Source organism: Streptomyces sp. NPDC002133 (assembly GCF_040296405.1).
GTDB lineage: Bacteria > Actinomycetota > Actinomycetes > Streptomycetales > Streptomycetaceae > Streptomyces.
Map to the genome: position 1 here is coordinate 17,179 of NZ_JBEOXF010000070.1, position 22,450 is coordinate 39,628.

General features: G+C 70.9%; 20 protein-coding genes, 1 tRNA gene and 3 pseudogenes. 15 read left to right on the forward strand and 9 right to left on the reverse strand.

Annotated features, from left to right (window positions below; all coding sequences use genetic code 11):
* Nucleotides 1-308 precede the first annotated feature (308 nt).
* Both ABT078_RS36880 and ABT078_RS42985 read left to right on the forward strand, forming a co-directional pair.
* Nucleotides 309-878, forward strand: a complete 570-nt coding sequence (locus tag ABT078_RS36880) for a TetR/AcrR family transcriptional regulator (protein ID WP_351235778.1) — start codon at nt 309-311, stop codon at nt 876-878.
* A gap of 46 nt (nt 879-924) precedes the next feature.
* Nucleotides 925-1,047 (forward strand): hypothetical protein, encoded by a 123-nt coding sequence (locus ABT078_RS42985; protein WP_502981497.1) that lies wholly within the window; start codon nt 925-927, stop codon nt 1,045-1,047.
* A 28-nt stretch (nt 1,048-1,075) separates the two neighbouring features.
* On the opposite strand, the pseudogene ABT078_RS36885 reads toward ABT078_RS42985, so the two are convergent.
* A pseudogene (locus ABT078_RS36885) lies at nt 1,076-1,801 on the reverse strand (SidA/IucD/PvdA family monooxygenase); the annotation flags it as partial.
* A 13-nt stretch (nt 1,802-1,814) separates the two neighbouring features.
* On the opposite strand from ABT078_RS36885, the pseudogene ABT078_RS36890 reads away from it, so the two are divergent.
* Nucleotides 1,815-1,946: pseudogene (locus ABT078_RS36890) on the forward strand (hypothetical protein); the annotation flags it as partial.
* A 68-nt stretch (nt 1,947-2,014) separates the two neighbouring features.
* Here ABT078_RS36890 and ABT078_RS36895 read toward each other — a convergent pair.
* The 3 genes from ABT078_RS36895 to ABT078_RS36905 form a co-directional block, all read right to left on the reverse strand.
* Nucleotides 2,015-2,749, reverse strand: coding sequence for a TetR/AcrR family transcriptional regulator (locus ABT078_RS36895; RefSeq protein WP_351235780.1), 735 nt, complete (start codon nt 2,747-2,749; stop codon nt 2,015-2,017).
* A gap of 346 nt (nt 2,750-3,095) precedes the next feature.
* Nucleotides 3,096-4,502 (reverse strand): cryptochrome/photolyase family protein, encoded by a 1,407-nt coding sequence (locus ABT078_RS36900; protein ID WP_351235782.1) that lies wholly within the window; start codon nt 4,500-4,502, stop codon nt 3,096-3,098.
* A 157-nt stretch (nt 4,503-4,659) separates the two neighbouring features.
* Entirely contained in the window at nt 4,660-6,216 is a 1,557-nt protein-coding gene (locus ABT078_RS36905) for an SDR family oxidoreductase (protein ID WP_351235784.1), read from the reverse strand.
* Nucleotides 6,217-6,570: 354 nt separating this feature from the next.
* On the opposite strand from ABT078_RS36905, the gene ABT078_RS36910 reads away from it, so the two are divergent.
* Together ABT078_RS36910 and ABT078_RS36915 are read left to right on the forward strand one after the other, a co-directional pair.
* Nucleotides 6,571-8,115: a bifunctional phosphatase PAP2/diacylglycerol kinase family protein gene (locus ABT078_RS36910; protein WP_351235787.1), complete on the forward strand. Its 1,545-nt coding sequence runs from the start codon at nt 6,571-6,573 to the stop codon at nt 8,113-8,115.
* A gap of 349 nt (nt 8,116-8,464) precedes the next feature.
* On the forward strand, nt 8,465-9,073 hold the full coding sequence (locus ABT078_RS36915) for a GOLPH3/VPS74 family protein (protein ID WP_351235813.1): 609 nt from the start codon (nt 8,465-8,467) through the stop codon (nt 9,071-9,073).
* A gap of 85 nt (nt 9,074-9,158) precedes the next feature.
* On the opposite strand, the gene pspAB is transcribed toward ABT078_RS36915, so the two are convergent.
* Nucleotides 9,159-9,761: a PspA-associated protein PspAB gene (pspAB, locus tag ABT078_RS36920; RefSeq protein ID WP_351235789.1), complete on the reverse strand. Its 603-nt coding sequence runs from the start codon at nt 9,759-9,761 to the stop codon at nt 9,159-9,161.
* Between the two features lie 37 nt (nt 9,762-9,798).
* A complete protein-coding gene (gene htpX / locus ABT078_RS36925) occupies nt 9,799-10,713 on the reverse strand; it encodes a zinc metalloprotease HtpX (protein ID WP_351235791.1) in 915 nt (304 codons plus the stop codon).
* Nucleotides 10,714-11,447: 734 nt separating this feature from the next.
* Here htpX and ABT078_RS36930 point away from each other — a divergent pair.
* Entirely contained in the window at nt 11,448-13,025 is a 1,578-nt protein-coding gene (locus ABT078_RS36930; RefSeq protein WP_351235793.1) for an alpha/beta hydrolase, read from the forward strand.
* Between the two features lie 253 nt (nt 13,026-13,278).
* Here ABT078_RS36930 and ABT078_RS36935 read toward each other — a convergent pair.
* Both ABT078_RS36935 and ABT078_RS36940 read right to left on the reverse strand, forming a co-directional pair.
* Nucleotides 13,279-13,356 (reverse strand) — tRNA-Trp (locus tag ABT078_RS36935).
* 64 nt (nt 13,357-13,420) lie between these two features.
* Nucleotides 13,421-13,816 carry a TetR-like C-terminal domain-containing protein gene (locus ABT078_RS36940; protein WP_351235815.1) on the reverse strand — a complete coding sequence of 132 codons (396 nt, stop codon included), beginning with the start codon at nt 13,814-13,816 and terminating at the stop codon, nt 13,421-13,423.
* Nucleotides 13,817-14,076: 260 nt separating this feature from the next.
* Here ABT078_RS36940 and ABT078_RS36945 point away from each other — a divergent pair, with 260 nt between their 5' ends.
* The 7 genes from ABT078_RS36945 (at nt 14,077) to ABT078_RS36975 (ending at nt 20,085) form a co-directional block, all read left to right on the forward strand.
* A complete protein-coding gene (locus ABT078_RS36945) occupies nt 14,077-15,942 on the forward strand; it encodes an SMI1/KNR4 family protein (RefSeq protein WP_351235795.1) in 1,866 nt (621 codons plus the stop codon).
* A 452-nt stretch (nt 15,943-16,394) separates the two neighbouring features.
* Nucleotides 16,395-16,790 (forward strand): RodZ family helix-turn-helix domain-containing protein, encoded by a 396-nt coding sequence (locus ABT078_RS36950; RefSeq protein ID WP_351235797.1) that lies wholly within the window; start codon nt 16,395-16,397, stop codon nt 16,788-16,790.
* A complete protein-coding gene (locus ABT078_RS36955; RefSeq protein ID WP_351235799.1) occupies nt 16,787-17,404 on the forward strand; it encodes a class F sortase in 618 nt (205 codons plus the stop codon). Before ABT078_RS36950 ends, ABT078_RS36955 begins: the two co-directional genes overlap by 4 nt.
* A gap of 97 nt (nt 17,405-17,501) precedes the next feature.
* Entirely contained in the window at nt 17,502-18,005 is a 504-nt protein-coding gene (locus tag ABT078_RS36960) for an RNA polymerase sigma factor (RefSeq protein WP_351235817.1), read from the forward strand.
* Nucleotides 17,989-18,444, forward strand: a complete 456-nt coding sequence (locus ABT078_RS36965) for a hypothetical protein (RefSeq protein ID WP_351235800.1) — start codon at nt 17,989-17,991, stop codon at nt 18,442-18,444. Before ABT078_RS36960 ends, ABT078_RS36965 begins: the two co-directional genes overlap by 17 nt.
* A 17-nt stretch (nt 18,445-18,461) precedes the next feature.
* Nucleotides 18,462-19,163: an SDR family NAD(P)-dependent oxidoreductase gene (locus tag ABT078_RS36970; protein ID WP_351235802.1), complete on the forward strand. Its 702-nt coding sequence runs from the start codon at nt 18,462-18,464 to the stop codon at nt 19,161-19,163.
* Nucleotides 19,164-19,365: 202 nt separating this feature from the next.
* A complete protein-coding gene (locus ABT078_RS36975) occupies nt 19,366-20,085 on the forward strand; it encodes a hypothetical protein (RefSeq protein ID WP_351235804.1) in 720 nt (239 codons plus the stop codon).
* Between the two features lie 117 nt (nt 20,086-20,202).
* On the opposite strand, the gene ABT078_RS36980 is transcribed toward ABT078_RS36975, so the two are convergent.
* On the reverse strand, nt 20,203-20,880 hold the full coding sequence (locus ABT078_RS36980; RefSeq protein WP_351235807.1) for a class I SAM-dependent methyltransferase: 678 nt from the start codon (nt 20,878-20,880) through the stop codon (nt 20,203-20,205).
* 782 nt (nt 20,881-21,662) lie between these two features.
* Here ABT078_RS36980 and ABT078_RS36985 point away from each other — a divergent pair.
* The gene (locus tag ABT078_RS36985) at nt 21,663-22,109 is read left to right on the forward strand and encodes a VOC family protein (RefSeq protein ID WP_351235819.1); all 447 of its coding nucleotides are present in this window, start codon (nt 21,663-21,665) and stop codon (nt 22,107-22,109) included.
* Between the two features lie 192 nt (nt 22,110-22,301).
* Nucleotides 22,302-22,450, forward strand: a pseudogene (locus ABT078_RS36990) (pyridine nucleotide-disulfide oxidoreductase); the annotation flags it as partial.

The following is a 22,450-nucleotide window of genomic DNA, read 5'->3' on the forward strand; positions in this document are numbered from 1 at the left end:
GGGAGGGCCGGCACCGCCGCACCGAAGCCTCCGCCGCCCGCACCCCCGCACGCCCCGTCCCCGCCATGCTGACGACCGGATGAGCCCCACCGCGCCCACGCCCGCCCGACGGGCCGACATCGCAGCCGTGCGGCGCCGTGAAACGTGGCCGTGCCCAGGAAGCTGAGGACGAAGGCCATCAGTCCGACGCCGGCCGCGCAGCGCGCGCGTACGCCCTCGGTCAGCGAACCGCCTTTGTATCGAGCAGACCAATTTGCCTATAGGTGTTAGGCAATTGCATACTCGAGTCTGCCGATGAGAGGAAGGGCATGGCTCGCGCAGGGCTGAACACGGAACGCCTGACCCGGGCCGGGGCGGAACTCGCCGACGAGGTCGGCTTCGACCAGGTGACCGTCTCGGCGCTCGCCAGGCGCTTCGACGTCAAGGTCGCGAGTCTGTACTCGCATCTGAAGAGCTCCCAGGACCTCAAGACCAAGATCGCCCTGCTCGCCCTGGAGGAGCTCGCCGACCGGGCCGCCGAAGCTCTGGCCGGTCGGGCCGGCAAGGACGCCCTGGCCGCCTTCGCCGACGTCTACCGTGACTACGCCCGGGAGCATCCCGGCCGCTACGCCGCAGCCCAGTTGAGGCTGACTCCCGAGGCGGCTGCCGCCGGCGCCGGCGGCAGGCACGCGCAGATGACGCGGGCGATCCTGCGCGGCTACGACCTGACGGAGCCGGACCAGACGCACGCGGTCCGGCTGCTGGGCAGTGTCTTCCACGGCTACGTCAGCCTCGAGATGGGGGGCGGGTTCAGCCACAGCGCCCCCGACACTCAGGAGACCTGGTCCCGGATCGTGGACGCCCTCGACGCTCTGCTGCGGAACTGGCCCCCACCCTGACCGGGACCCCACGCCGGCCGGACCGACCCCTCCGACCCGGACACCCCTGGGCCCGGAGGAGATCGAGGGCGTTCTCGCTTTCGCCGGGCTCACCGTCGGAGCCGGCGCGGGCGACGGCGGCCTGCCGCGCCGCATGGCGCCGGTCCTGGTGCTGCTGGACTCCCGGTAACGGGTGAATCACTGGGATTCATTGAAACTCAGTGGACGGTGGCGTGCGCCTTCCGGGTGTCCGCGAAGCGGCGTGCGAGGAGAGAGGCGCAGATCTCTCCGGCTCGAACGGCGGTGGTGGACAGCAGGGTCGACGTGAGGCCGTGGGTGTGTTCGGTACCGCCCTGCAGGTAGATGTCCGCGGTCACGTTCGCTGCGGTCGACACGCGGTGGTCGCGGCCGACCAGGAGGGCGTCCTCCTCGTCGCGCAGGCAGAGCTTGCCGATCTCGCCGAGGTTGTCGCCGATGTCCTGGGGCTGGTAGCCGGTCGCGTGGACGAGCAGATCGGCAGCGAGGACCCGGCGTTCACCTGTCGGGAGGAACTCCACCGTCACCTGGATGTCGTCCGCGGGCGGCTCGACCTCGCGGATGCGGGAGACGTTCATCATCCGCAGCCGCTGCCGGCCCTGGACCTTCTCCTGGTACATCGTCCGGGAGAGGGATTCGATCAGATCCATGTCGACCACGGAGTAGTTCGTGCCTCGGTGGTAGTCGAAGAGCGACTGCTTCACGTCACGCGGTGCACCGTGGTAGACGTCCACCGCCTCGGGATCGAAGATCTTGTTGGCGAACGGGCTGTCGTCGGCCGGTGTGTAGCCGTACTTGGCGAACACGGAGCAGATCTCCGCGTCGGGGAAGCTGCGGTGGAGGTAGGCGACCGCCTCGGCGGCGCTCTGTCCGGCGCCGAGCACGACGGCGCGGCGCACCGGTGTGCCGGCGGCCACGGATGCGGGCAGCATCACGCCCGGCAAGCGCGCGGACCTCGTGGTCCTCGGGGACGACCCGCGCCGGGTCGACCCATCGAGGATCGGGGACATCGAGGTGGTCGGAACGTTTCTGGAGGGAGACGACGAGCTCTGACGCGCGCCGTGGCGGACCGCGCCACGGCCGGTCCCGCTCGCCGTCGTTCGCGCGGCGCACCGCGCGGCTCAGCGGGCCCGCCCGACCGTGCCGCCGGAGGCGAGGCGCTCGAGCCACTCGCGCAGCAGGGACGTCTCGGCCGGTGAGAGCACCTCGGGAAGCTCCGGCAGGACGGCGGCGAGGGAGACGGCCCGCGAGGCCGCGCCGCCCTGGTCGCCCGCCGGCCCGGGATCGGTGGTGACGGCAGCGAGAACGGTGTCCCGCGTACGGGCCGACAGGCCGAGGTCCCGGGCGTCGGCCGGTGTGGCGATCAAAGTGAGGGCGACGCCGACGCCGGCTGCCTGGACCATCTGGGCGGCGGCGGGGACGGGAACCCGCAGACGGCCCGCGCGGGCGACCTGCTCCATCATGCCGACGAGCACCGCGTAGGCCTCCCCGGCGGCGGCGGGACGCTCGCCGGGGCGCACGGCGCCGTACATCAGCACGTAGAACGACGGGCGGGTCAGCCCGAAGTCGATGTGCAGGTCCCAGCCGCGGCGCACGTCCTCGACCGGGTCCCCCGTCTCTGTCATCGCCTGCTTGTCCGCCAGGTAGCGCTCGAACCCGTAGACGGTGACCGCGTCCAGCAGTCCCTTCTTGTCGCCGAAGAGCCGGTAGAGCGTGGGCGCCTGGACACCGGCCGCCTGGGCCACGGCACGGGTGGAGACGGCGTCACTGCCGCCCTCGGCCAGCAGCTCCGCGGCGGCGACGAGGATCCGCTCGCGGGTGTCGGCACTTCTCTCGGAGATCTTTTCGGCGCTCATGGAATCAACGCTATACGACGACTGTTAGCATCGTTGAGATTCGATGCCAACGTGTTTTCGTTACCGACGCTATCGGTTCCGGTGCCGCCCGGACCGGGCGCCGCCCCCAGAGGGGAGGGACGACGGGCCCGGCGATCGCAGCTCCTCGCCCGTCAGTCGACGTCGGCGCGTGTGGTGCCCATCTTCAGGCCGTTGATCCAGTCGACCGACTCCAGGCCCGAGACGGTGGAGCCGTAGGTGCCCCGGCGCGGGACGTTGCCCTTGAGGTCCAAGGACTCGCGGGCCGGATGGCACTCGATCGTGTTCCGGCATCCGGATGAGCCCGGACACCGTCGCTTCCCGCCCCTCACTGCCGGGCCTCAGCGAGGCCGTCGTCCGGTCGGGCCGCGCCACGGCCCCGCCTGAATCGCGCGAGGCCGTCGGCGAGACCGACGACGGGCTCGGGATAGTCGTACCTCTCCCGGTCCGAGCCCCGTAGTTTCCAGGGCTCGTGGACGGCCGGCCCCTCGAGCCCCGCGAGCTCGGGTACCCAGCGTCGTACGTAGGCCCCGTCCGGGTCGTACTGCCTGGCCTGGCGAACCGGGTTGAGCACCCGGTTCGGCCGGGAGTCGGTGCCGGTTCCGGCCATCCACTGCCAGTTGAGCTGGTTGTTGGCGATGTCGCCGTCGACGAGCAGGTCCAGGAAGTGGCGGGCGCCGGCACGCCAGTCGATGTACAGCGTCTTGGTGAGGAGGCTCGCGGTCAGCAGCCGGCCACGGTTGTGCATCCACCCTTCGTGCCGTAGTTGACGCATGGCCGCATCGACGACGGGATATCCGGTGCGGCCGTCCTTCCACGCCTGGAGGTCCTCCTCCGCCTCGCTGCCGCTGCGCCAACGGTCGTTCCGGGTGCGGTAGTCGTCGACGGCAGCGCCCGGCCGTGCGGCCAGGACCTGGTGGTGGAAGTCGCGCCAGCACAACTGCCGCACGAAGGCCTCGGCGCCCGGGCCACCCGGGGCGCGCGCCCGGTGGACGAGCTCCGCCGACGAGAGCGTGCCGAAGTGCAGATGCGGGGAGAGTCTCGACGTCGCGTCACCGGCGAGGTCGTCGTGGCGATCGTCGTAGCCCGCGACACCGTCCCGGAGCCACGACGTGAGGCGCCTGCGCCCCTCCCTCTCCCCGCCGCCGGCGAGGCCGGCCGAGACACCTGCGACGTCCTTGCGGGACGGGACCGGCTCCGAGCCGACGCGCTCGGGAACGTGCACCGTGCGTGGTGCGCCGAGGGTGCCGCGGATCTTCTCCTGGGACCAGCGGCGGAAGTACGGGGTGAAGACGGCGAAATGGTCCGAGCCCGCCGGGGTGATGACACCGGGAGCGACCGCCGTGACGACCGTGTCATGCACGTGGAGACGGCGGCCTTCCTGCTCCAGGGCCGCGCGCAGCCGCTCCTCGCGGGCGAGGGCGTAGCCGCTGACGCCGGCCGCCATGTGCACCTCGTCGGCGTCCGCTTCGTGGGCGACCGCACAGACCTCGGAGACGGCGTCGCCGGAGCGGACGACGAGGCGCCCGCCGCGGTTGCGCAGCCCCGTGTCGAGATCCGTCAGGCAGTCGGCGAGGAAGGCCCGCCGGTTGGGGGCGGGAAAGCCGGTGGCCGTGATGCGGTCGTCCCGCACGAACAGGGGCACGACCTGGTCGCACGCGCCGAGCGCAGCGCGCATCGGCGGATGGTCGTGCAGGCGCAGGTCGGAGGTGAACAGGACGACCGCGGCATTCATGAACCCGCTCCCAAGAGGTGTGGCTGCAGTGCTGTGGTCAACAAGTTCCCGTGAAGTGCGGTGGCCGGATGCACGGGCGCCGAGAAGGACGGAGGCCGGAAAGCAGCCCGCATGCCGTCCGGATTCAGTCCGGGCCGAGCGCGGCTTCAGCCCGGCTTCAGCCCGGACTGGCGCCGCTGACGGCACCGGAGTCATGGGAGCTGTCCGCCCGAGGCGGGGAGGAATCCACCGTGCCTGCGGCCTGGGCGATGTTGCGGGCCATGCCTCCGAACACGACGGCGTGGAACGGCGACACGCTCCACCAGTAGAGGTGTCCCAGCAGACCGTGCGGGTGGAACAGCGCGCGCTGGCGGTAGCGGGCCCGGCCGTTCCCCGCCGCGTCGGCGTACATCTCCAGCCAGGCGAGCCCCGGCAGGCGCATCTCGGCGCGCAGCCGCAGCAGCCGGCCCGGTTCGATCTCCTCCACCCTCCAGAAGTCGAGCGAGTCACCCACCCGCAGCCGTGCGGCGTCCCGCCGGCCGCGGCGCAGGCCCACACCGCCGACAAGCCGGTCCAACCAGCCGCGTACGGCCCAGGCGAGCGGGAAGGAGTACCAGCCGTTGTCGCCGCCGATCCCCTCGATGACCTCCCACAGGGCCTTCGGCGATGCGTCGACGTCCAGCGCGCGCCGGTCGGTGTAGAGGCTGCCGCCCGCCCAGTCGGGGTCCGTGGGCAGCGGATCGCTCGGGGCGCCGGGCAGGGAGGCGGAGGACCACCGGGTGGTCACCTGGGCGTCGCGTACGCGCTGCAGCGCGAGGGTGAGGGCCTCGTCGAAGCCGATCGGTGTCCCGGGTGGATCGGGTACGTACCGGGCGATGTCGTGCTCGCGGCAGACGACTTCGTGGCGCAGCGACTCCGCGAGCGGCCTGGCGAGCGCGGCGGGTACGGGCGTGACCAGGCCGATCCACTGGCTGGAGAGACGGGGCGTGAGCATCGGGACCCGCAGGATGAGGCGGTGCGGCAGCCGGGCCACGGCCGCGTACCGGTGCATCATCTGCTCGTACGTGATCACGTCGGGCCCGCCGATGTCGAAGGCGCGGTTCACGTCGTCGGGCATCCGCGCACTGCCCACCAGACAGCGCAGCACGTCCCGGACGGCGATCGGCTGGATGCGGGTGCCGACCCAGCTCGGAGTGACCATGACCGGCAGGCGCTCGGTGAGGTAGCGCAACATCTCGAACGACGCCGAACCGGAGCCGATGACGACCGCCGCGCGCAGCACGGTCGCGGGAACGTCCGCGCGGAGGAAGATCCGGCCGACCTCCGCCCGGGAACGCAGATGCGGCGACAGCTCACTCTCCGGCACATCCGCCGGGGTGAGCCCACCCAGGTAGACGATGCGCCGCACTCCGGCGGCACGCGCCTCCTCGGTGAAGACCCGGGCGGCCTTCCGATCGGTCTCCTCGAAGCCCGGTCCGGTACGGAGCGCATGCACCAGGTAGTAGGCGACATCGACATCGCGCAGGGCGGCGCCGACCGATTCCGCGTCGGTCACGTCCCCGCGTACCACCTCGGCGCGCCCGGCCCAGGGATGGTCCCGCAGCTTCTCGGGCGACCGGGCCATGCACCGGACCCGGTGGCCGGCATCCAGCAGCTCCGGCACCAGCCTCCCCCCGATGTAACCCGTCGCTCCGGTGACCAGGCAGCGCAGGGGCCGTGTGTCCTCGCCTTTCATGGATGTCTCCGGTTCCTGTGGTCCTGTTGCCCTGTCGTCCTTTGGTCCTGCGGTTCCTGCGGGTCCTGCGGGTCCTGCGGGTCCTGCGGGTCCTGCGGTTCCTGCGGTTCCTGCGGTTCCTGTGGTCCTGTGGTCCTGTCCGGGGATACCTCGTCCCGCCCCCTTGGCCTCTGTCGCCTGCCCGATCTCGGCCGCCCCACGTCCTCCGCTCCACGTCCTCCCACCCTGGCCCACGTCAGGGGCTTCGGCTCGCGGGGCCGCAGCGGATGCGCCTGGACCTGCGCTGCGCAACCGGTCCGCACGCCGGCTCGCTCGATGCCCCATGGAACGAGGGAGCAAGGGTATGGAGAGAGCATGAACCGTTCCCGGCTCCGACGCGTCAGGCAGTTCTTCCGTGCCCAGGACCACGCCGCGTCCGGCCTGGTCGCACCCCGGCGCCGGCCGGGGGCCGGCCGTGTCCTTCCCCTGCTGAGCCGAAGCACCGACCCCGGACTGATGTGGATCGCCATCGGCGCCGGGATCTGGGCACTCGGGGGAGCGCGGGGACGTCGGGCCGCGGTGCGCGGGGCGGTCTCGCTCGCGCTGGCCTCGGCGACCGCCACCACGATCGGTAAGGGCGCGGTGCGCCATGCGCGCCCCGTGCCGGACACCGGCCCGACTGCGCGGCAGCTCCACGAGCATCCCCTCACCACCTCCTTCCCGTCCGGACACGCCGCATCGGCCGCCGCGTTCGCCGCCGGTGTGGCCATGGAGGCCCGCGGCCTGGGCGCGGTCCTGGCGCCGGTGGCCGCCTCGGTGGCCTTCTCCCGCGTCCACAGCGGCGACCACCGCCCCCGTGACGTGCTGGTCGGCGCGGCGCTCGGCGTCGGAGCGGCCTTCGCGGTGCGGGGCCTCGTCCCCTCACGCGCCCAGCTCCCGCCTCCTGCGCGGCCGCGGGCCGACGCCCCGGCACTGCCCGAGGGCAAGGGCCTGACCGTGGTGGTCAATGCCTCCTCAGGAGCCCAGCCCCAACTGGTCAGTCCCGTCCAGCAGCTGAGGACCGCACTGCCGCAGGCCGACATCGTGATCTACGAGCCGGACTCGGGGCCCCTGACGGAGGTACTCGCCGAAGCCGCCCGGAACGCCGCCCGGTCCGGTGGTGCCCTGGGAGTGTGCGGCGGCGACGGCACGGTCAACGCGGGAGCGGCCGCCGCCCTGAGCTTCGACGTCCCGCTCGCCGTCCTGCCCGGCGGTACGTTCAACCACTTCGCCGCCGACCTCGGTGCCGACACCATCGCGGACGCATGTGCGGCCGTGGAGGCGGGCAGCGCGGTGCGGGCCGACGTCGGGAGGATCAGACCGCTGGTCCAGGCCGGAGGAAGGTTCCCCGACCGTCACGTTCTCGGGCCGCCGGCCGCGGAGCCTTCGTACTTCCTGAACACCTTCAGCATCGGGGTCTACCCGGACCTCGTCCGGATCCGTGAGCGGTGGTCGCCACGGATCGGAGGTCCGCTCTCGGCGCTGCTCGCCCTGTTCCAGGTGCTGCGCACGACGCGCCCCGTACGTGCCCGGGTGAACGGCAAACGCCGCTCGATCTGGCTGCTGTTCGCGGGCAACGGCGCGTACCGCAGCTTCGGCGTGGCCCCCGCGCGGCGTCACGACCTCGCCGACGGACTGCTCGACGTCCGCATCGCGCACGGAGGGCACTTGGCCCGCCCCCGGTTGCTGGCGACGGCTCTGGCCGGGGGCGCGGCAAGGAAGCTGCTGTATGCGGCGGCGCGGCCACGGCGGCTGGTCGTGTCGGAACTGCCCGAGGGCACACAGATGGCCTACGACGGCGAGACGCGGCCTGCACCCTCGGCACTCGTGATCGACAAGCTCGACGAGGCGCTGACCGTGTACCGGCCGGCGGAGGACTGACACGCCCGCCCCGGTCCCCCCAGCCTCCGAACCGACACCGACACCGGCACCGGCATCGACCGCGCCCCGGGAAGACATGGAACCCGAGAGAAGCGGAGAGCGGAGAGAGCGGAGAGAGAAGGCGAGAGGGCCACAGTTGGCCGGCGACGCCCGGCTGCGCGCACGCGGACACATCGCCTGCCACCGCCGCGGCACGGCGAGGACCCGCGCCGCGTGTGACACTTTTCAGTGTGGTGGGGAAGCAGGCTCATCCCTGGAAATGCCATGTCCCTCACTGACCGGCGTGATCTCCGCGACCGACAGTTGCCGGGGCTGGCCGGTTACTGATGCCCCTGACGTGGAGCCCTTCATGACCACACCGCGGGACCTGTTGATCATCGCCATGGACGCGGACGTCCGTCACTCCCCGGAGCCGGGCGACCTGTCGCTCGCGCTCGCGGGCGCCGAGTTGATCGACCTTCTGGGCGCCCAAGCGATCACACTGGACGGCGATCACCTCGTGCCGGGCGACCGGCCGCCACCAGTTGACCGTCTGCTGGACGACGCTGCGTCGTCGCTTGTCCGACGAGCGCCGTACGAATCGCTCGGCGACTGGCTGTGGCGACGAGGCCGGGGCCTGCCGGAGGCCTATCTCGCCGCCCTTGAGGCCGAGGGGCAGCTCACTCGGTCACGACGCACCAGCTGGATGCCCTTCCAGACCGGTCGGACCGTGCCGGCCGACGCTCCCGCTCACCGCTCGGCGGCAAGCCGCTGGTCATCGGATGAGCCGGTCCTCGCCGCCCTGGCGGCAGCCGTCGGAATCCGCGAAGAGCCGACGGGAGACTCCGCCGACGTGTCCGACGACGCAGTTGCTGCGGTGCTCGCCGCCGTCAATGACGCGTTGCAGGAACTGGATGCCGAACGGCGACGGCGGGCCATCGACGAGGCGGCAGCGGACAACATCCGGCGAGGCGAGTGACCGGCGGGGCGCATGACGACCCCACCCGCCGGGGCGGGGGAACCCGTCCCGGCTCCGGTGGACGCCACGGTCGCGCAACCGCGGCTTACCGCTTCGACCCGCCGAGTCCCGGCGCGCCCCACACCGGGAACCAGCGGCTCAGGTCCCCCTCCATCCGCAGGTCGTCCGCGAGCAGCGCCTTGACCTGGAGTTCCAGGGCGTTGTCACGCTTCTCGCTCGCTCCGGGAAGCGGTGCGAAGGGGTAGAAAGTGCCGCGCTTGTAGAGGTAGACCAAAGCGAGCGCGCGCTCCCCCGCGGCGTCGCGGAAACCGATCAGGGAGCAGAGCAGCTGCGGGCCGAAGCCGGCCTCCTGGAGGAGGGTGTTGACAGCGTGCAGATCGTTGACCAGTGAGGCTGTGTCGTCGGCCGCGTGGCGGGCGAGAAGCCACGTGTATCCGTAGGCGTCCTGGCCGAACTCGACAGGTACGCCGCCGCGACCGGTGTCGGCATCGAGCAGTTCCCGTATGTCCTCCTGGATCCTGGCGAAGGCACCGCCCTCGACACTGGCGAAACAGACCGAGCCGATGCCGGTCGGCATGAAGCCTGCGCCCGCCTGGAGGGTGATCGCGGCGGCCGGCAGGCCGAAGAGCTGGTCGAGGTCGGGACGTACCGGCTTGCTTCGGCCGAGGATGGTGTCGAGGAGTCCCACGGGAAGAACCTCTGTGTCGTCATGAGGGCGTGGACCGTCACGCGCGGCCGAGCTGTGTCGACATCCTGCCCAGCTGGTCCAGGCGCTGCTCCAGCGTCGGATGCGAGGAGAGCAGCCTGCTCAAGCTTCCCTTGGAGGAGAACGCGGGCGCGAACCAGAAGGCGTTGAACGGCTCCGCCTTCCGCAGGTCCTGCGTCGGGATCCTGGCCATCTGCCCGGTCACCTTGGTGAGCGCGGAGGCGAGCGCCGACGGGCGGCCGGTCAGCAGTGCGGCGGCGCGGTCGGCGGACAGCTCACGGTAGCGCGAGAGCAGCAGGGTCAGCAGGGTGCTGATCACATAGACGACTGCGCTGACCAGCGGGATCACCAGCATCGCAATGGCGGTGTTGCTGTCGCGGCTGCTCCGGCCGAGTCCGCTGTAGAGCCAGACACGGGTCATCACGCCCGCGAGGACACCGAGGAACGAGGCGATGGTCATCACCGCGACGTCGCGGTGGGCGACGTGCGACATTTCGTGTGCGAGGACGCCTTCCAGCTCCTCCGGCTCCAGGCGACGGAGGAGGCCGGTGGTGGCGCAGACGAGGGCGGTCTTCTGGCTGCGGCCGGTGGCGAAGGCGTTCGGCACATCACTGTCGGCGATCGCCACGCGGGGCTTGGGCACATTGGCGAGGGCGCAGATACGGTCCACGGCACCATGCAGCTCGGGCGCCTGTTCCGGGGTGACCTCGCGGGCACCCATGCTGTAGGCCGCGATCCGGTCGCTGAACCAGAACTGCGCGATGAACAGGCCGCCCGCGATCACCAGGACGATGGGCCATGAACTCCGGAGGACGGCCAGCAGCACGCCGACGAAGACCACATAGAGCAGCCCGATCAGGAACATCGTCGTCACCATGCGGGTGGTGAGTCCCCGATCCGGGGCATAGCGCGAACGAGACCGACTCCCTGGCATCTGATCACCCTCCAGGCGGAGCTCTGTCGCAGTACCTTTCCCTCTTAATTGTGCTCCTTTCATCCGTTTATCGAAGATAAAGGAGCGTCTGGGGCGGCCGGTGCCGTCCGCTGCGGCGGAAGCCCCGGGTGGCTCATGAAGAAGCGACGGCGATGACGTCGACGACCGGCGAACCACTGGTCCGGCGCAGCTCCGGCCCGTGCGCGAAATTCATGCCCCACACCCCGCAGTGAGGACGGCCACGATCGCCGCCCACGCAGTGATCCCGTGCACGTTCTCGATCCGGGCTGTGGCTGCGCCCCGGGCCACACCACCGCGGGACAGCGACACCACCGCGGGGCAGCGACACCACCGCACGACCACTGTCCGCACCTGTCGGATCGAGGCCGAACGGGACTGTGCTGCCACCGGCTGAGGCCGGCACTGCCGCCCCGACGCGGTCGTGCAGGGATGCTGTCGTGCACGGATGCGCCCGTGGTGCGGCCTGCGCACAGACGCCCGCCCAGACCCCGGCCCGCGGCATCGAGCCAAGGCGATCCGCACATCGCCACCGGGCACGCGCTTGCCCGTTGGGCACGCAACTCGAGCAGACATTCGCGGAGTTGCACCGCTGAGCGGGACTTGTCGCACCGGTTATTGGTTCGGTAAAGAACACCATCACGGCCTGTTCCGCGCTCCCCCGCCCACGAAAGGATCACCCGGTACAACTCCACAACAGCAGGGGGAGGTTCTACGTGAGACGCACAGCAGTGCTCGGCTCGGCCGGCACTCTGGTCGCGGGCACCCTCATAGCGGGTGCGATGGCGGCTCCGGCGGCCAATGCCGAAAGCCGCAGCCACGGATGGTCCGAAGCTCGCGGCGTGCAGGTCGCCGCGGAGCGCGCGGCCGAGAAGGGCATCGCCTGGGCGGACTGCCCGGAGGACTGGGGGCTCGCCAAGCCCATCCAGTGCGGTTTCGTGAGCGTTCCGCTCGACTACGCACGGCCGAACGGCAAGCAGATCACGATCGCTGTGGACCGTATCGGCAACACCGGGACGAAGGACGAGCGTCAGGGCGCCCTGATCTACAACCCGGGCGGCCCCGGCGGCTCCGGACTGCGTTTCCCGACCCGGGTCACCAACAAGAGCCCGCTGTGGGTCAAGACCTCGAAGGCGTACGACTTCGTGGGCTTCGATCCCCGAGGCGTCGGCCACTCCACTCCCATCTCCTGCGTCGACCCCCAGGAGTTCGTCAAGGCACCGAAGCCCGACCCGGTGCCCGACAGCGACGCCGACAAGCGCGCGCTGCGCAAGCTCGCCGCCGAGTACGCGGACGGGTGCGCCGAGCACAGCGGTTGGATGCTGCCGCACATGACCACGCCGAACACCGCTCGCGATCTGCACGTCATCCGGGCCGCCCTCGGTGAGAAGAAGCTCAACTTCCTTGGCGTCTCCTACGGCACCTACCTCGGCGCGGTCTACGCGACCCTCTTTCCCGGCCATGTCCGGCGGATGGTCGTCGACAGCGTGGTCAACCCGTCGCGCGAGAAGATCTGGTACCAGGCGAACCTGGACCAGGACGTCGCGTTCCAGATGCGCTGGGACGACTGGAAGGCGTGGGTCGCCAAGAACGACGCCACCTTCCACATCGGCGACACCCCGGAGAAGGTGGAGCAGCAGTGGGTCGAACTGCGGGCCACCGCGAAGAAGAACCCGCTCGGCGGGGTCGTCGGCCCGGCCGAACTCATCGGTTTCTTCCAGAGCGCCCCGTACTACGACTCCGCCTGGGTGCCCGTCGCCCAGACCTGGAGCAAGTACCTCGCCGGTGACACCCAGGCACTCGTCGACGCCGCAGCACCCGATCCGTCCGACACCGCCGGCAACATCTCCGCGGAGAACGGCAACGCCGTCTACACGGCCGTCGAGTGCGCCGACGCCAAGTGGCCCACCAGCTGGCAGAGATGGGACCGCGACAACACCCGGCTGCACCAGGACCATCCGTTCATGACCTGGGCCAACGCCTGGATGAACTTGCCCTGTGCCACCTGGTCCTCGAAGCAGCACACCCCTGTGCAGGTGCGGACCGGCAAGGGTCTGCCGCCGGTGCTCATCGTGCAGGCCACGCGTGACGCCGCCACTCCCTTCGAAGGGGCCGTCGAGCTGCACAAGCGGCTCAAGGGCTCGCGCCTGATCATCGAGAAGGACGCCGGCTCGCACGGTGTGACCGGGCTGGTCAACCCGTGCATCAACGAGCGGGTGGACTCCTACCTGCTCAGCGGCGAGCTGGACAGCCACGATGTGACGTGCACCCCGCACGCCACCCCCAAGCCGTAAGGCACACAGGCATGAACGAGGGGCGGCCGACCACGGCCGCCCCTCCTTCATGCCTCCGTGATTCGCGCCTCCGTGAGCGACGCGCGGTGCACGAACGGAACAAGGAATGCCCTGCCGTCAACCCCGATCGAGGGGACTTCCACTCGTTCGACGAGTATGCCGAGCGGCGTTTCGCCCGATCACGCCGGCTCGGCGCCGAAGACCCACGGCTGACTCGACCTTCGCTCCGGAGCAGACCACCGCGAGGTGAGTGTGGCAGGGGCGGCAGGATTCGAACCTGCGGCGTACGGGTTTGGAGTCCGCTGCTCTGGCCGGGCTGAGCTACGCCCCTTCGTGCCGCTGAGCTTGGCATGGAAGGGACGGGACGTTCCACGGAATTTCCCTCGCGCCGGAGTTCAGGCGACCCCTGCCCGCCGGTGCGTGACCAGCGGCAGGAACAGCAGGTCCACGATTTCCTCCAGGTCGGCATCGTAGGGGGTGTGGTGGGCCATGAGAAGTTCGTGGGTCACCAGAACCACCGGGAGCGTGAGCAGCCGGTCGTGGAGCGAGGCCGCCGGGTCGATCTCACCGCGCCGGGCCGCCCGCTCCAGGACGGTGCGCATCCATTCGTAGCCCGGGCCACGGTTGCGGGACGCAAGGTAGGCGGACAGGTCCGTGTCCTGACCCTGTTCCGTAGCGAGAACCTGCCGAATGGGGGCAAGGTCGTGGGTCTGCCGGACGACGAGGCGCAGCAGGGCCGGCACGTCGCCGCGCAGGTCACCGGTGTCGGGCGGCTCGTCCGGACCACGCAGTTGCGGACCACTACCAAGGCCTCAAGGAGCACCGCACGACCGATCGACTCCCGCAGTAGCCGACGACAACACCCGCATACGGACGGAAACGAAGCGGCATCGCTCCCCGTGCATCGGCCCACAGGGCAGCCGGCCGGGGCCGGCACTGCTCCTCGCATCAACCGCTGCTGGAACGTGTGAACCTGTGTGCGGCGACAGCGATGCCCCTACCGTCCGGCACCACTTCCACCTCTGTCGGTGGTCGCTCCTAAGGTGCTCGCATGATCTCCACTCCTGCCGACCCGAACCCGTCCCTGCCCACGGTGGAAGCATCCTGGGCGCGCATCGATGCCTGGCTCGCCGAGCACGCGCCGCGGAGCCATCCGCTGCTGCGGCCGCCTGCGTCGCCGTCGGCGATTGCGGCTGCCGAACAGCGGCTCGGCGTGAGCTTCCCGCCGGACCTGGTGGCGTCACTGCGCTGCCACGACGGAGTCGAGGAAGACGATGCCGCGCCGGTGTTCGCCCTGAACGGGCCCTTCGGCGGTGTGGCCGACATCGTGGACCACACACTGTTCCTGCGCTCCGTCGCCGGGGATGTGGACGACCCCTACAGCGACGAGGACGACGAGGACGAGGACGAGGCGACCGAGCTCGACGCGTACTGGCGTGACGAGTGGCTGCTGATCACCCGCGGTATCGGCTGGGACGCGCAGGACGGCCTGTTCATCACCTGCCGCAAGGGCAGCAACTACGGCCGGATCGGCGACTACTTCAACGAGGACGCCCCCTCGTTCACCGAGTGGCACTCCCTGCGTGCGACGCTGTCCTGCTTCGCCGACGCGCTGGAACGACGGCTGCCCGTGGGGAGCCGGGTACCGCTGGCCGTCGACGGTGCGCTGATCTGGGACGACGACACCAAGACCGTCACCCCGCAGCCGTACTCGCTCCTCGCACTTGCCGCTGGTGCGCCGGAGCCGCGCCCCGACCCCGAGCCCATGCCGCGGGTGCCGGAGCCGCCGAGGAGCGGTGCGTACGTGACGGTCGGCTTCCGGCCGGCCGCCACACCCGTGCCCGAACAGCCCGACCTGGTCTTCGCCGCAGGCGTCGACCCTGACGAACTCCTTGTGCGTGCGGGAGTGGTGCTGCAGGAGACCGTCCGCGAGCGCACCCATGAACGGGCCAAGGAATCGGCTCGCAGCATCTGGGCGGCGTGCCGGCCGCTGATACGTGCCGGCCGCACCGGCTCCTGGGGATACGTCATGCAGAGCGCGGGCCCCCAGCAGCTGACCCGCCCCGAGGTCCTGCGCAGGCTCTCCGGGGGCACACGGGCCGTGGCCCTGACCAAGCAGGGCCCCGAGGTCCGTGTCACCGTGTACGAGGACGGTGCTCCACACGCCGAGGGCGCCCTCGACCGGCTCGTCACCTCCGCACGGGAGGACTACATCCGGCTCCCCGACGGCACGGAGGTGCAGCAGCTGGGTGTCGACGCCTGGCCGGGGTCGACCGCCGCCTACACCGAGCTGCTCGCCGACCTGCGGGCCGGCTTCGGGATCGCTTTCGATTTCGAGGCCGCGCTCGGCGAGCCGCTCTCCAGCGGGCTGGCCCTGCCGGTCATGGCCGACATCCCCGAATGGTCACGCCGGTTCATCTCGCACGTGCGCGAATTCGACCTGGCCGCCCTGGTCGAGCGGACGCCCCCGGCCCGGCTCCGCGCTGCATTCGCGGCTCAACTGCGCAGGCTCGCCGGGGAGACCGGCCTCGACACCTTCCCGGAGGTGTCACACGCCCTGGGAGCCATCGACCGCGGTGAGATCGTGTCCCTCACCGAGGACGGCCTCCTGGACCTGCGGATACGCGAGATCGCTGCCGAGGCCTTCGCCGCCCGGCAGGTCCTGGAACCACAATGGCGCCGCGCTCCCGGCGCGCCCGAGCTGCCCACCACGCAGGACGACCACACGGCCTGGCAGCTCCGGGCCGACGCCGCGGACGCCCTGCGCCGTTTTCTCCAACTGCCCGCGACGGTCGCCGCGGCGACGATCCTCCATCGTCGACTGAGCGCCGACTGGCGCAGCGAGCTCGCCCACGACCTGGAGACGGCGGAACCGGTGGAACCGACGGACGCTGACGGCACACGTCAGTGGTCCTGACGACGCGGCTGCCCCGTGCTGCTGTCGGCGGAGGTGGAGCGAGCCGTATGCTGCGGCGCTCCCCCTCGGGTGAACCGCAGGCAGCGTGTCCAGCTCGCACCGCCCTGCCGCCTCCGTTGCGGCTGCGGCTGCGGCTGCGGCTGTTGGGGAGCATCGTTCGCGACCGGAAGCCGCAGGCGAAGTCCCCTTCCCCATGAGGTTGTTGCGGAGTCAGGTGCCCTCGGAGCGGTGCTGATGCCCTGGACCGGGCGGCGGTGGCCGACGCGTAGCCAGGTGCGCAGGTCAGGGCAGGGACAGTGTGGATCCGGGTCGCGACTGTACGTTCCGCGGCACGGCTTTGCCTTCTCTTTACAACTCCGTCCGGCCCTGCCTCGTCTCTCCGACCGATTCAGTTGCCAGAACCCGTCCACACCCCACCGGGGCACGGACGGAGTGACGAAGGAGAGCGATACATGCGCAGGAGTGTTCTCACGGCCGCGGCCGTCGCGTGCGCCGCCGTGCTGGCGGGAGCGGCGCCCGCGCTCGCCGACGGGCCGAGCCCACAGCCCACCACGGCGCGCACGGGCCCGGCGGAGAGCAGCGCGACGCCCAGCCGGGGTCCCAGCGCCGCCCCGACCCCGACCCCGAGCTCGGCCCCGACGTCGGCCCCCACCCCGGCGCAGACCTCGGCCCCGAGCCCGCGCCAGGTGCGCACGGTGCCCGAGGGGGCGCCCGACACCGGCGTGCGGACCCCGGCTGTTGCGGACGGTCCGGACGGCACAGTGGTGGGAGCGACCGCGGGCGGGCTGGTGCTGCTGGCCGGCGGCACAGTCGTGGCGGCGCGGCGCAGGCGCACGACCGCCGGATGACCCCGGGTGCCAGGAGGGCCGTGGTCCTGGCGATCCTGGCCGCGCTGCCCTGGGCCGGCGGATGCACGGATACATCCGCCGCACCGACCGTCGCCGCACCGCCGCCCGTCACGGCCAGGTCGCAGGGGACGCCACAGCGCCCGCTCGGCCGGTCGGTCCCGGTCCGGCTGCGGATCCCCGCCATCGGGGTCGACACTCCCGTCATGCGGCTCGGGCTTGCCCCGGACGGCACGGTGGAAGTCCCTCCGGTGGCGCCGGAATCGCCGGCCGGCTGGTACCGCCACTCCCCCACACCCGGTCAGCTCGGTCCCTCGGTGCTCCTGGCCCACGCCACCGTCGGCCGCTACGGCGACGGTGTGTTCCGGGACCTGGCGCGACTGCGCCCGGGCGACCGGGTCGTGGCCCGGCTGCGGGACGGCGCGTCGGCGGTGTTCACGGTGGACCGCGTGCAGACGGTCGCGAAGGCGCACTTCCCCGCTCAGGCCGTGTACGGGGACGTGGACCGGCCGGAACTGCGCCTGATCACCTGCGGCGGGCCTCGCACCGCCGACGGGAGCGGCTACCGCGACAACGTCGTGGTGTACGCCTCCCTGACCTCCGCGAGCCGCCCCTAACAGGTCACGGACGGCCGGCCGGTGAGCCCTGCACCCACCGGCCGGCCGGCCCGTGGGGCACTTCCGGCATGATGACCGACGACGATGGTGGAGAGTGTTGAAACGGTCCCGGGACGATGCGGCGTCCGAGCTGTTCGCCGCCCTCTATCCACGCCTCGCCGGCTGGTGCCGGCGGCTGGTCGACGACGACGAGACGGCACACGAGATCGCCTCGGAGGCCTTCACCCGGCTGTGGGCCCGCTGGACGAGCGTGGACGAGCCGCGTGGCTTCCTCTACGTCACGGCCGCCAACATCGTGCGCGACCACTGGCGGAGGCTGGAGCGTGAACGCCGGGCCATGCGCCGCGCCACCGCGGAGGTGCTCGTCGGTGGCCAGGGCGAGGGGCGTGACGGGCAGACCGACCCGTCCGTGCGGATGCTCGTGCAGTCGCTGCCGGAGCGACTGCGGGTGCCCATCCTGCTGTACTACTACGCCGACATGCCGGTCCGGGAGGTGGCGGCGCTGACGGGGCGGAAGGAAGGAACCGTGAAGGCCGATCTCCACGCGGCCAGGGAAATGCTGCGAGCCGGACTGAGGAGGAGCCTTGATCACACCCATTGAGGGCCCGGACGAGGATCGCGACGCGACCCTGGACGCGCTGCTGCAGCCCGGCGCCGTACTCCTCGGGCCACCGCCCGGCCGGTTCCGCGAGATCCGGCGTGCCGCGGCGCGGCGCCGGCTGCTGCGGGCAGCCGCCGGGGCCGGGGTCTCCCTGGCGGTGGCGGCCCTCGTCGCCGTACCACTGCACCTGCTGCCGGCCCCGGGGGCACAGCCTGCGGGGCGCCCACCGGCGCCGCCGGCCTCCGTGCCCCCCGCGGCCACCGACCGGCCGGCTCCCTCGTCTCCCACGCCGACTCCCTCCGCCACCCCGCGTCCACGCCACAGCACCAGCACCACCCCGCCCGCCGGCCAGAACGCCCACGGCCGTGCAACCACTTCCCCGACCCAGCGGCCCTTTCCGACGTCACCGGTCCGGGGCGCGAGAGGCGAGTCGAGGTAGGCGCATTCCCGTTTCTCGTGCTGGCCGCGCGGGGCTTCGGTCTGGTCCTGGTGGCGAGGGACGAAGTCCGGCTCAAGGCCATGGCCGATTCCCTGCGGACGGCCCACGGCACCGACACGGAGATCCTCGTCGCCGACCTGGTCACCGAGGAAGGGATCACCGCTGTCGTGCGCCGGCTGGAGCAGGGCGTGGACCTGTTGATCAACAATGCGGGCTTCGGGCAGTCCGACAAGTTCCTCCGGGCTCCGGTGAGTTCCGAGGTGAACATGATCCGTCTGCACTGTGAGACCGTGCTCCGTCTGACCTACGCCGCGCTTCCGGGGATGATCGAACGCCGGAGTGGAGGTGTGATCAACGTTGCCTCCGTCGCGGCCTTCCTTGCCCGGGGCACGTACAGCGCCACGAAGGCGTGGACCGTCACCTTCACACAGAGCGTTCGTCAGGAGGTCGGCGCCCCCGGCGTACGCCTCATGGCGCTGTGTCCCGGATGGGTGTCGACGGAGTTCCACCAGCGGGCGGGCCTGGACAAGTCCTCCGTCCCTGGATTCATGTGGCTCGACGCGGACGATCTGGTGCGGGCAGCCCTCCGCGACTTCCGCCGTGGCAAGACGATCAGCGTCCCCAAGGTGCGGTACAAAGCCGTCGTGGCGCTCAGCCGCATCGTGCCGCGCAATCTCGCCGACCGCCTGTCGTCGCGGACCGGCCGTCACTACGACTGACCTCCGCGACCACCCCTCGACGCCGGCCGTCCTGCCACCCGTGATCAGGGCGGTCCGGTCGCGGGCGTGCACAGTGCCTTTCTTTTGTGGACCGGGCATCGCTCTGAAAGACTTGTTCCTCAGCCCCTACCAGGCACAAGGCTCGCAGGCGGTTCCCCGCCGGGGCGTACGACGCGCGGGCCGGCGAACGGAACGCGGTGCTATGGACCAGCTACTGGCGAAGATCATTGAGGCGCACGGGGGCAGCGACCGCTACGCGCAGTTCTCACAAGTCCGCGCATCGATCGTCAGCGGGGGTGACTTGTGGGCGATCAAAGGCGTGCCGCAGGATCCGGCGCCTCGCGAGATGACCGTCCGGCTCCACGAGGAATGGGCGTCCGTGCAGCCGTACGGCGCGCCCGATCAGCGCTCCTCCTTCTCCCCCGACCGCGTGGCGATCGAGAAGACGGACGGCACGGTGGTCGCCGAGCGGAGCGCCCCCCGCTCCTCCTTCGCCGGCCACGAGCTGACCACCCCGTGGGATTCCCTGCACCGGGCCTACTTCAACGGCTACGCGCTGTGGACGTACCTGACGACCCCGTTCCTCCTCGCCGGGCCGGGTGTCACCGTCACCGGGATCGGGGAGCTGAGCGAGAACGGCGAAACGTGGCACGGGCTGAGGGCCACCTTCCCCCAGGACATCGCCAGCCACTCCCGCGAACAGGACTTCTACGTCGGGGACGACTTCCTCCTGCGCCGCCACGACTACTGCGTCGATGTGGCGGGTGGGTTCGCGGCGGCCCAGTACGTGTACGACTACATCGAAGCCCAGGGGCTGCGTATGCCGTCGAAGCGCCGCGCCTACCGCCGCGGCGACGACGGCCGGCCGCTGCTCGACCAGCTGATGGTCTCGATCGACATCAGCAACGTGAGTTACAGCTGAGCGAGAACGGGCTCGTTGGGCCCTGCAGTCCATGACGCGGTCGCGGTGACGTCCTCGCGCGGCGGACTCCGCTCGGCCGACGTGACGCGATGGGCGCCTCGTCCGCGCGGTCATGTGTCACGAGCCGAGTCGTCGGTAGAACGACGCCACGGCAGGCTGTCCGCTGTAATTGGGGCCGGCATGGGGATCTGCGCCGAGGTACTGGAAGGGCAGTCGGACGCTCCGAGGCCCCCGGAGTGTCAGCCGATGGTGGCGCGAGATGTACGTGAACCCCGCCGCACGCAACGCGGCCAGCACGGCGCGTCCGGCGGATGTGCCGTCGGTCCAGCGGATCGAGTCGGGGTCGAGGTGGGCGACCAGCAGGCCCTCGGGGGTGAGCCAGGAGGCTGCGCGGGCGAGCAGGCCGAGTCTGTCGCCGACGTAGTGGAGTCCGTGCACACAGGTGATCAGGCCATAGGCCCGCGGTGCCGCCCAGCCGGCGACCGAAGCGGTGACGAGTTCGACCCCGGGCGTCGCCGGTGCCGGTCCCGGCGGGCCCACCAGATCGATCCCGGTCAGCACCGCGGCGGTCGGCAGCCTGCCGGCCGCCTCGCGCAGGGCACGGCCCTCGCCGCTGCACAGATCGAGCCAGGATGGTGAAACGGACAGGGCCGAGAGGTGGGCGACCGGATCGAACCCGAGTTCGCGGGCGTAGCTGTTGACGCCGGTCAGGCCTCGCTCGCGGTTCATCGAGTTGTTGGCGACCACGGCGGAGCGTTCCAGCTCTTCGTCGGACAGCAGCTGTGGCGTGGTCATCGAGTCGGCACCGGAGCGGTCATAGCGAGCATCAGGCCATTGTTCCAGTGCCGCCGTCGCCATGTGGCCGGCAGCGTGACCGAGCGCGTCGGCGTCGGCGCCCCTGCGGGGCCCACGTCCAGGACGGGCAAAGGCGCGCGCCACCCTCGCGCGCCTCGGCAGCTCACGGCGGGGTTGCTGTCTATCGTGACGGTGCCGCACTTTCGTGAGGGCTCATCGGCACATCAGCCGCACAGAAACCGTCCGCGCGCCGCTCGGGCCCAGGCTCAACGGCGTATCAGTTCGTCCTCGCTCGCCAGGCAGCCAACAAGCCGACATCTTCATTGACGAGTGACAGGCAGGTGAGTCCGATGCGATCAGCTGATCGGGGCAACCTGTAGACGGCGCCGGGTGAAAGCCGACCTCGCTGTTGCTCCGGCCCCCGACGGCGCCGTTCGAAGCGCGCCGACGCCGCACGGGACGGTTTCCTCTCGGGCCGGTCTCATCCGCGTCGACGCCCGCTGGAGTTCCCTCCGAACACGTGACGGGGCCGGCCCCGTGCCCGTACACCCGAAGGTTCACCAGCCGGCCTTCGGCATCCTCAACCCGCAGTCGGCGAAGGAGAGGTGCCTTCCCCCGCACGGCGGCGACCTGTATCGGCCCAGCGGCCACCAGGGAAACACGACGCCCGAACGATCGCGAACGTCACCGCCTCAACCGGTGGCATCCCTCGGGCACATCATGTAACGTCACCCATCAAGCAGGTGACTCGCGGACGGATTTCACGGAGCGTGATGACAACAATGGACCTGAAGCTCGAAGTTCTCGTACTGCCCGTCTCCGATGTCGACCGCGCCAAGCAGTACTACGAAGGCCTGGGCTTCCGACTCGATGTCGACTACTCCTCCGCCGACGGGGACTTCCGGGTCGTGCACCTGACGCCGCCCGGATCACAGTGCTCGATCCTCTTCGGCAACGGAGTGACCACTGCCGCGCCGGGCTCGGTTCAGGGTCTGCATCTCATCGTCGGCGACATCGAGACGGCCCGGGCCGAACTCATCGACCGCGGCGCCGACGTGGGAGAGGTGTTCCACGACGCAGGTGGTGTGTTCCATCACGCCGGAGACACGGCGCGCGTCAGCGGCCCGCACCCCGAGCGCGCCAGCTACGGCTCGTTCGCCGCATTCACCGACCCGGACGGCAATCGCTGGGTGCTCCAGGAAGTGACGACCCGGCTTCCGGGCCGGTGACCGGACACCCGTCGTCCCATCGAACTGCCGTCATCCGGTGAAGCCGTAGCCCCGGTCGGGCCGACAGCCTCCGCTCGACGCCGGCCGGAGCCGTGGAGCACTGCGGACCGAGGGGAAGCCGTCCCGGACGACGACGCGCACGCTCCCCCAGGACCCGAGCCCTCGAAGCACGAGAGAGACACAGGAAGAGCTATGAATGACTCCCCCCGCACCTACGACGTCGTCGTCATCGGCGCGGGCCCGGTTGGCGAGAACGTGGCCGACCGGACCCGTGCTGCGGGGCTCAGTACCGTCATCGTGGAGAGCGAGCTGCTCGGCGGCGAGTGTTCGTTCTGGGCGTG

Excerpts from the sequence above, each read along its gene's own strand:
- ABT078_RS36880 (WP_351235778.1), top strand. The coding sequence starts at position 309 with ATGGCTCGCGCAGGGCTGAACACGGAACGCCTGACCCGGGCCGGGGCG.
- ABT078_RS36895 (WP_351235780.1), bottom strand. The coding sequence starts at position 2,749 with ATGAGCGCCGAAAAGATCTCCGAGAGAAGTGCCGACACCCGCGAGCGG.
- ABT078_RS36900 (WP_351235782.1), bottom strand. The coding sequence starts at position 4,502 with ATGAATGCCGCGGTCGTCCTGTTCACCTCCGACCTGCGCCTGCACGAC.
- ABT078_RS36905 (WP_351235784.1), bottom strand. The coding sequence starts at position 6,216 with ATGAAAGGCGAGGACACACGGCCCCTGCGCTGCCTGGTCACCGGAGCG.
- ABT078_RS36910 (WP_351235787.1), top strand. The coding sequence starts at position 6,571 with ATGAACCGTTCCCGGCTCCGACGCGTCAGGCAGTTCTTCCGTGCCCAG.
- ABT078_RS36915 (WP_351235813.1), top strand. The coding sequence starts at position 8,465 with ATGACCACACCGCGGGACCTGTTGATCATCGCCATGGACGCGGACGTC.
- htpX (WP_351235791.1), bottom strand. The coding sequence starts at position 10,713 with ATGCCAGGGAGTCGGTCTCGTTCGCGCTATGCCCCGGATCGGGGACTC.
- ABT078_RS36945 (WP_351235795.1), top strand. The coding sequence starts at position 14,077 with ATGATCTCCACTCCTGCCGACCCGAACCCGTCCCTGCCCACGGTGGAA.
- ABT078_RS36950 (WP_351235797.1), top strand. The coding sequence starts at position 16,395 with ATGCGCAGGAGTGTTCTCACGGCCGCGGCCGTCGCGTGCGCCGCCGTG.
- ABT078_RS36955 (WP_351235799.1), top strand. The coding sequence starts at position 16,787 with ATGACCCCGGGTGCCAGGAGGGCCGTGGTCCTGGCGATCCTGGCCGCG.
- ABT078_RS36975 (WP_351235804.1), top strand. The coding sequence starts at position 19,366 with ATGGACCAGCTACTGGCGAAGATCATTGAGGCGCACGGGGGCAGCGAC.
- ABT078_RS36980 (WP_351235807.1), bottom strand. The coding sequence starts at position 20,880 with ATGACCACGCCACAGCTGCTGTCCGACGAAGAGCTGGAACGCTCCGCC.
- ABT078_RS36985 (WP_351235819.1), top strand. The coding sequence starts at position 21,663 with ATGGACCTGAAGCTCGAAGTTCTCGTACTGCCCGTCTCCGATGTCGAC.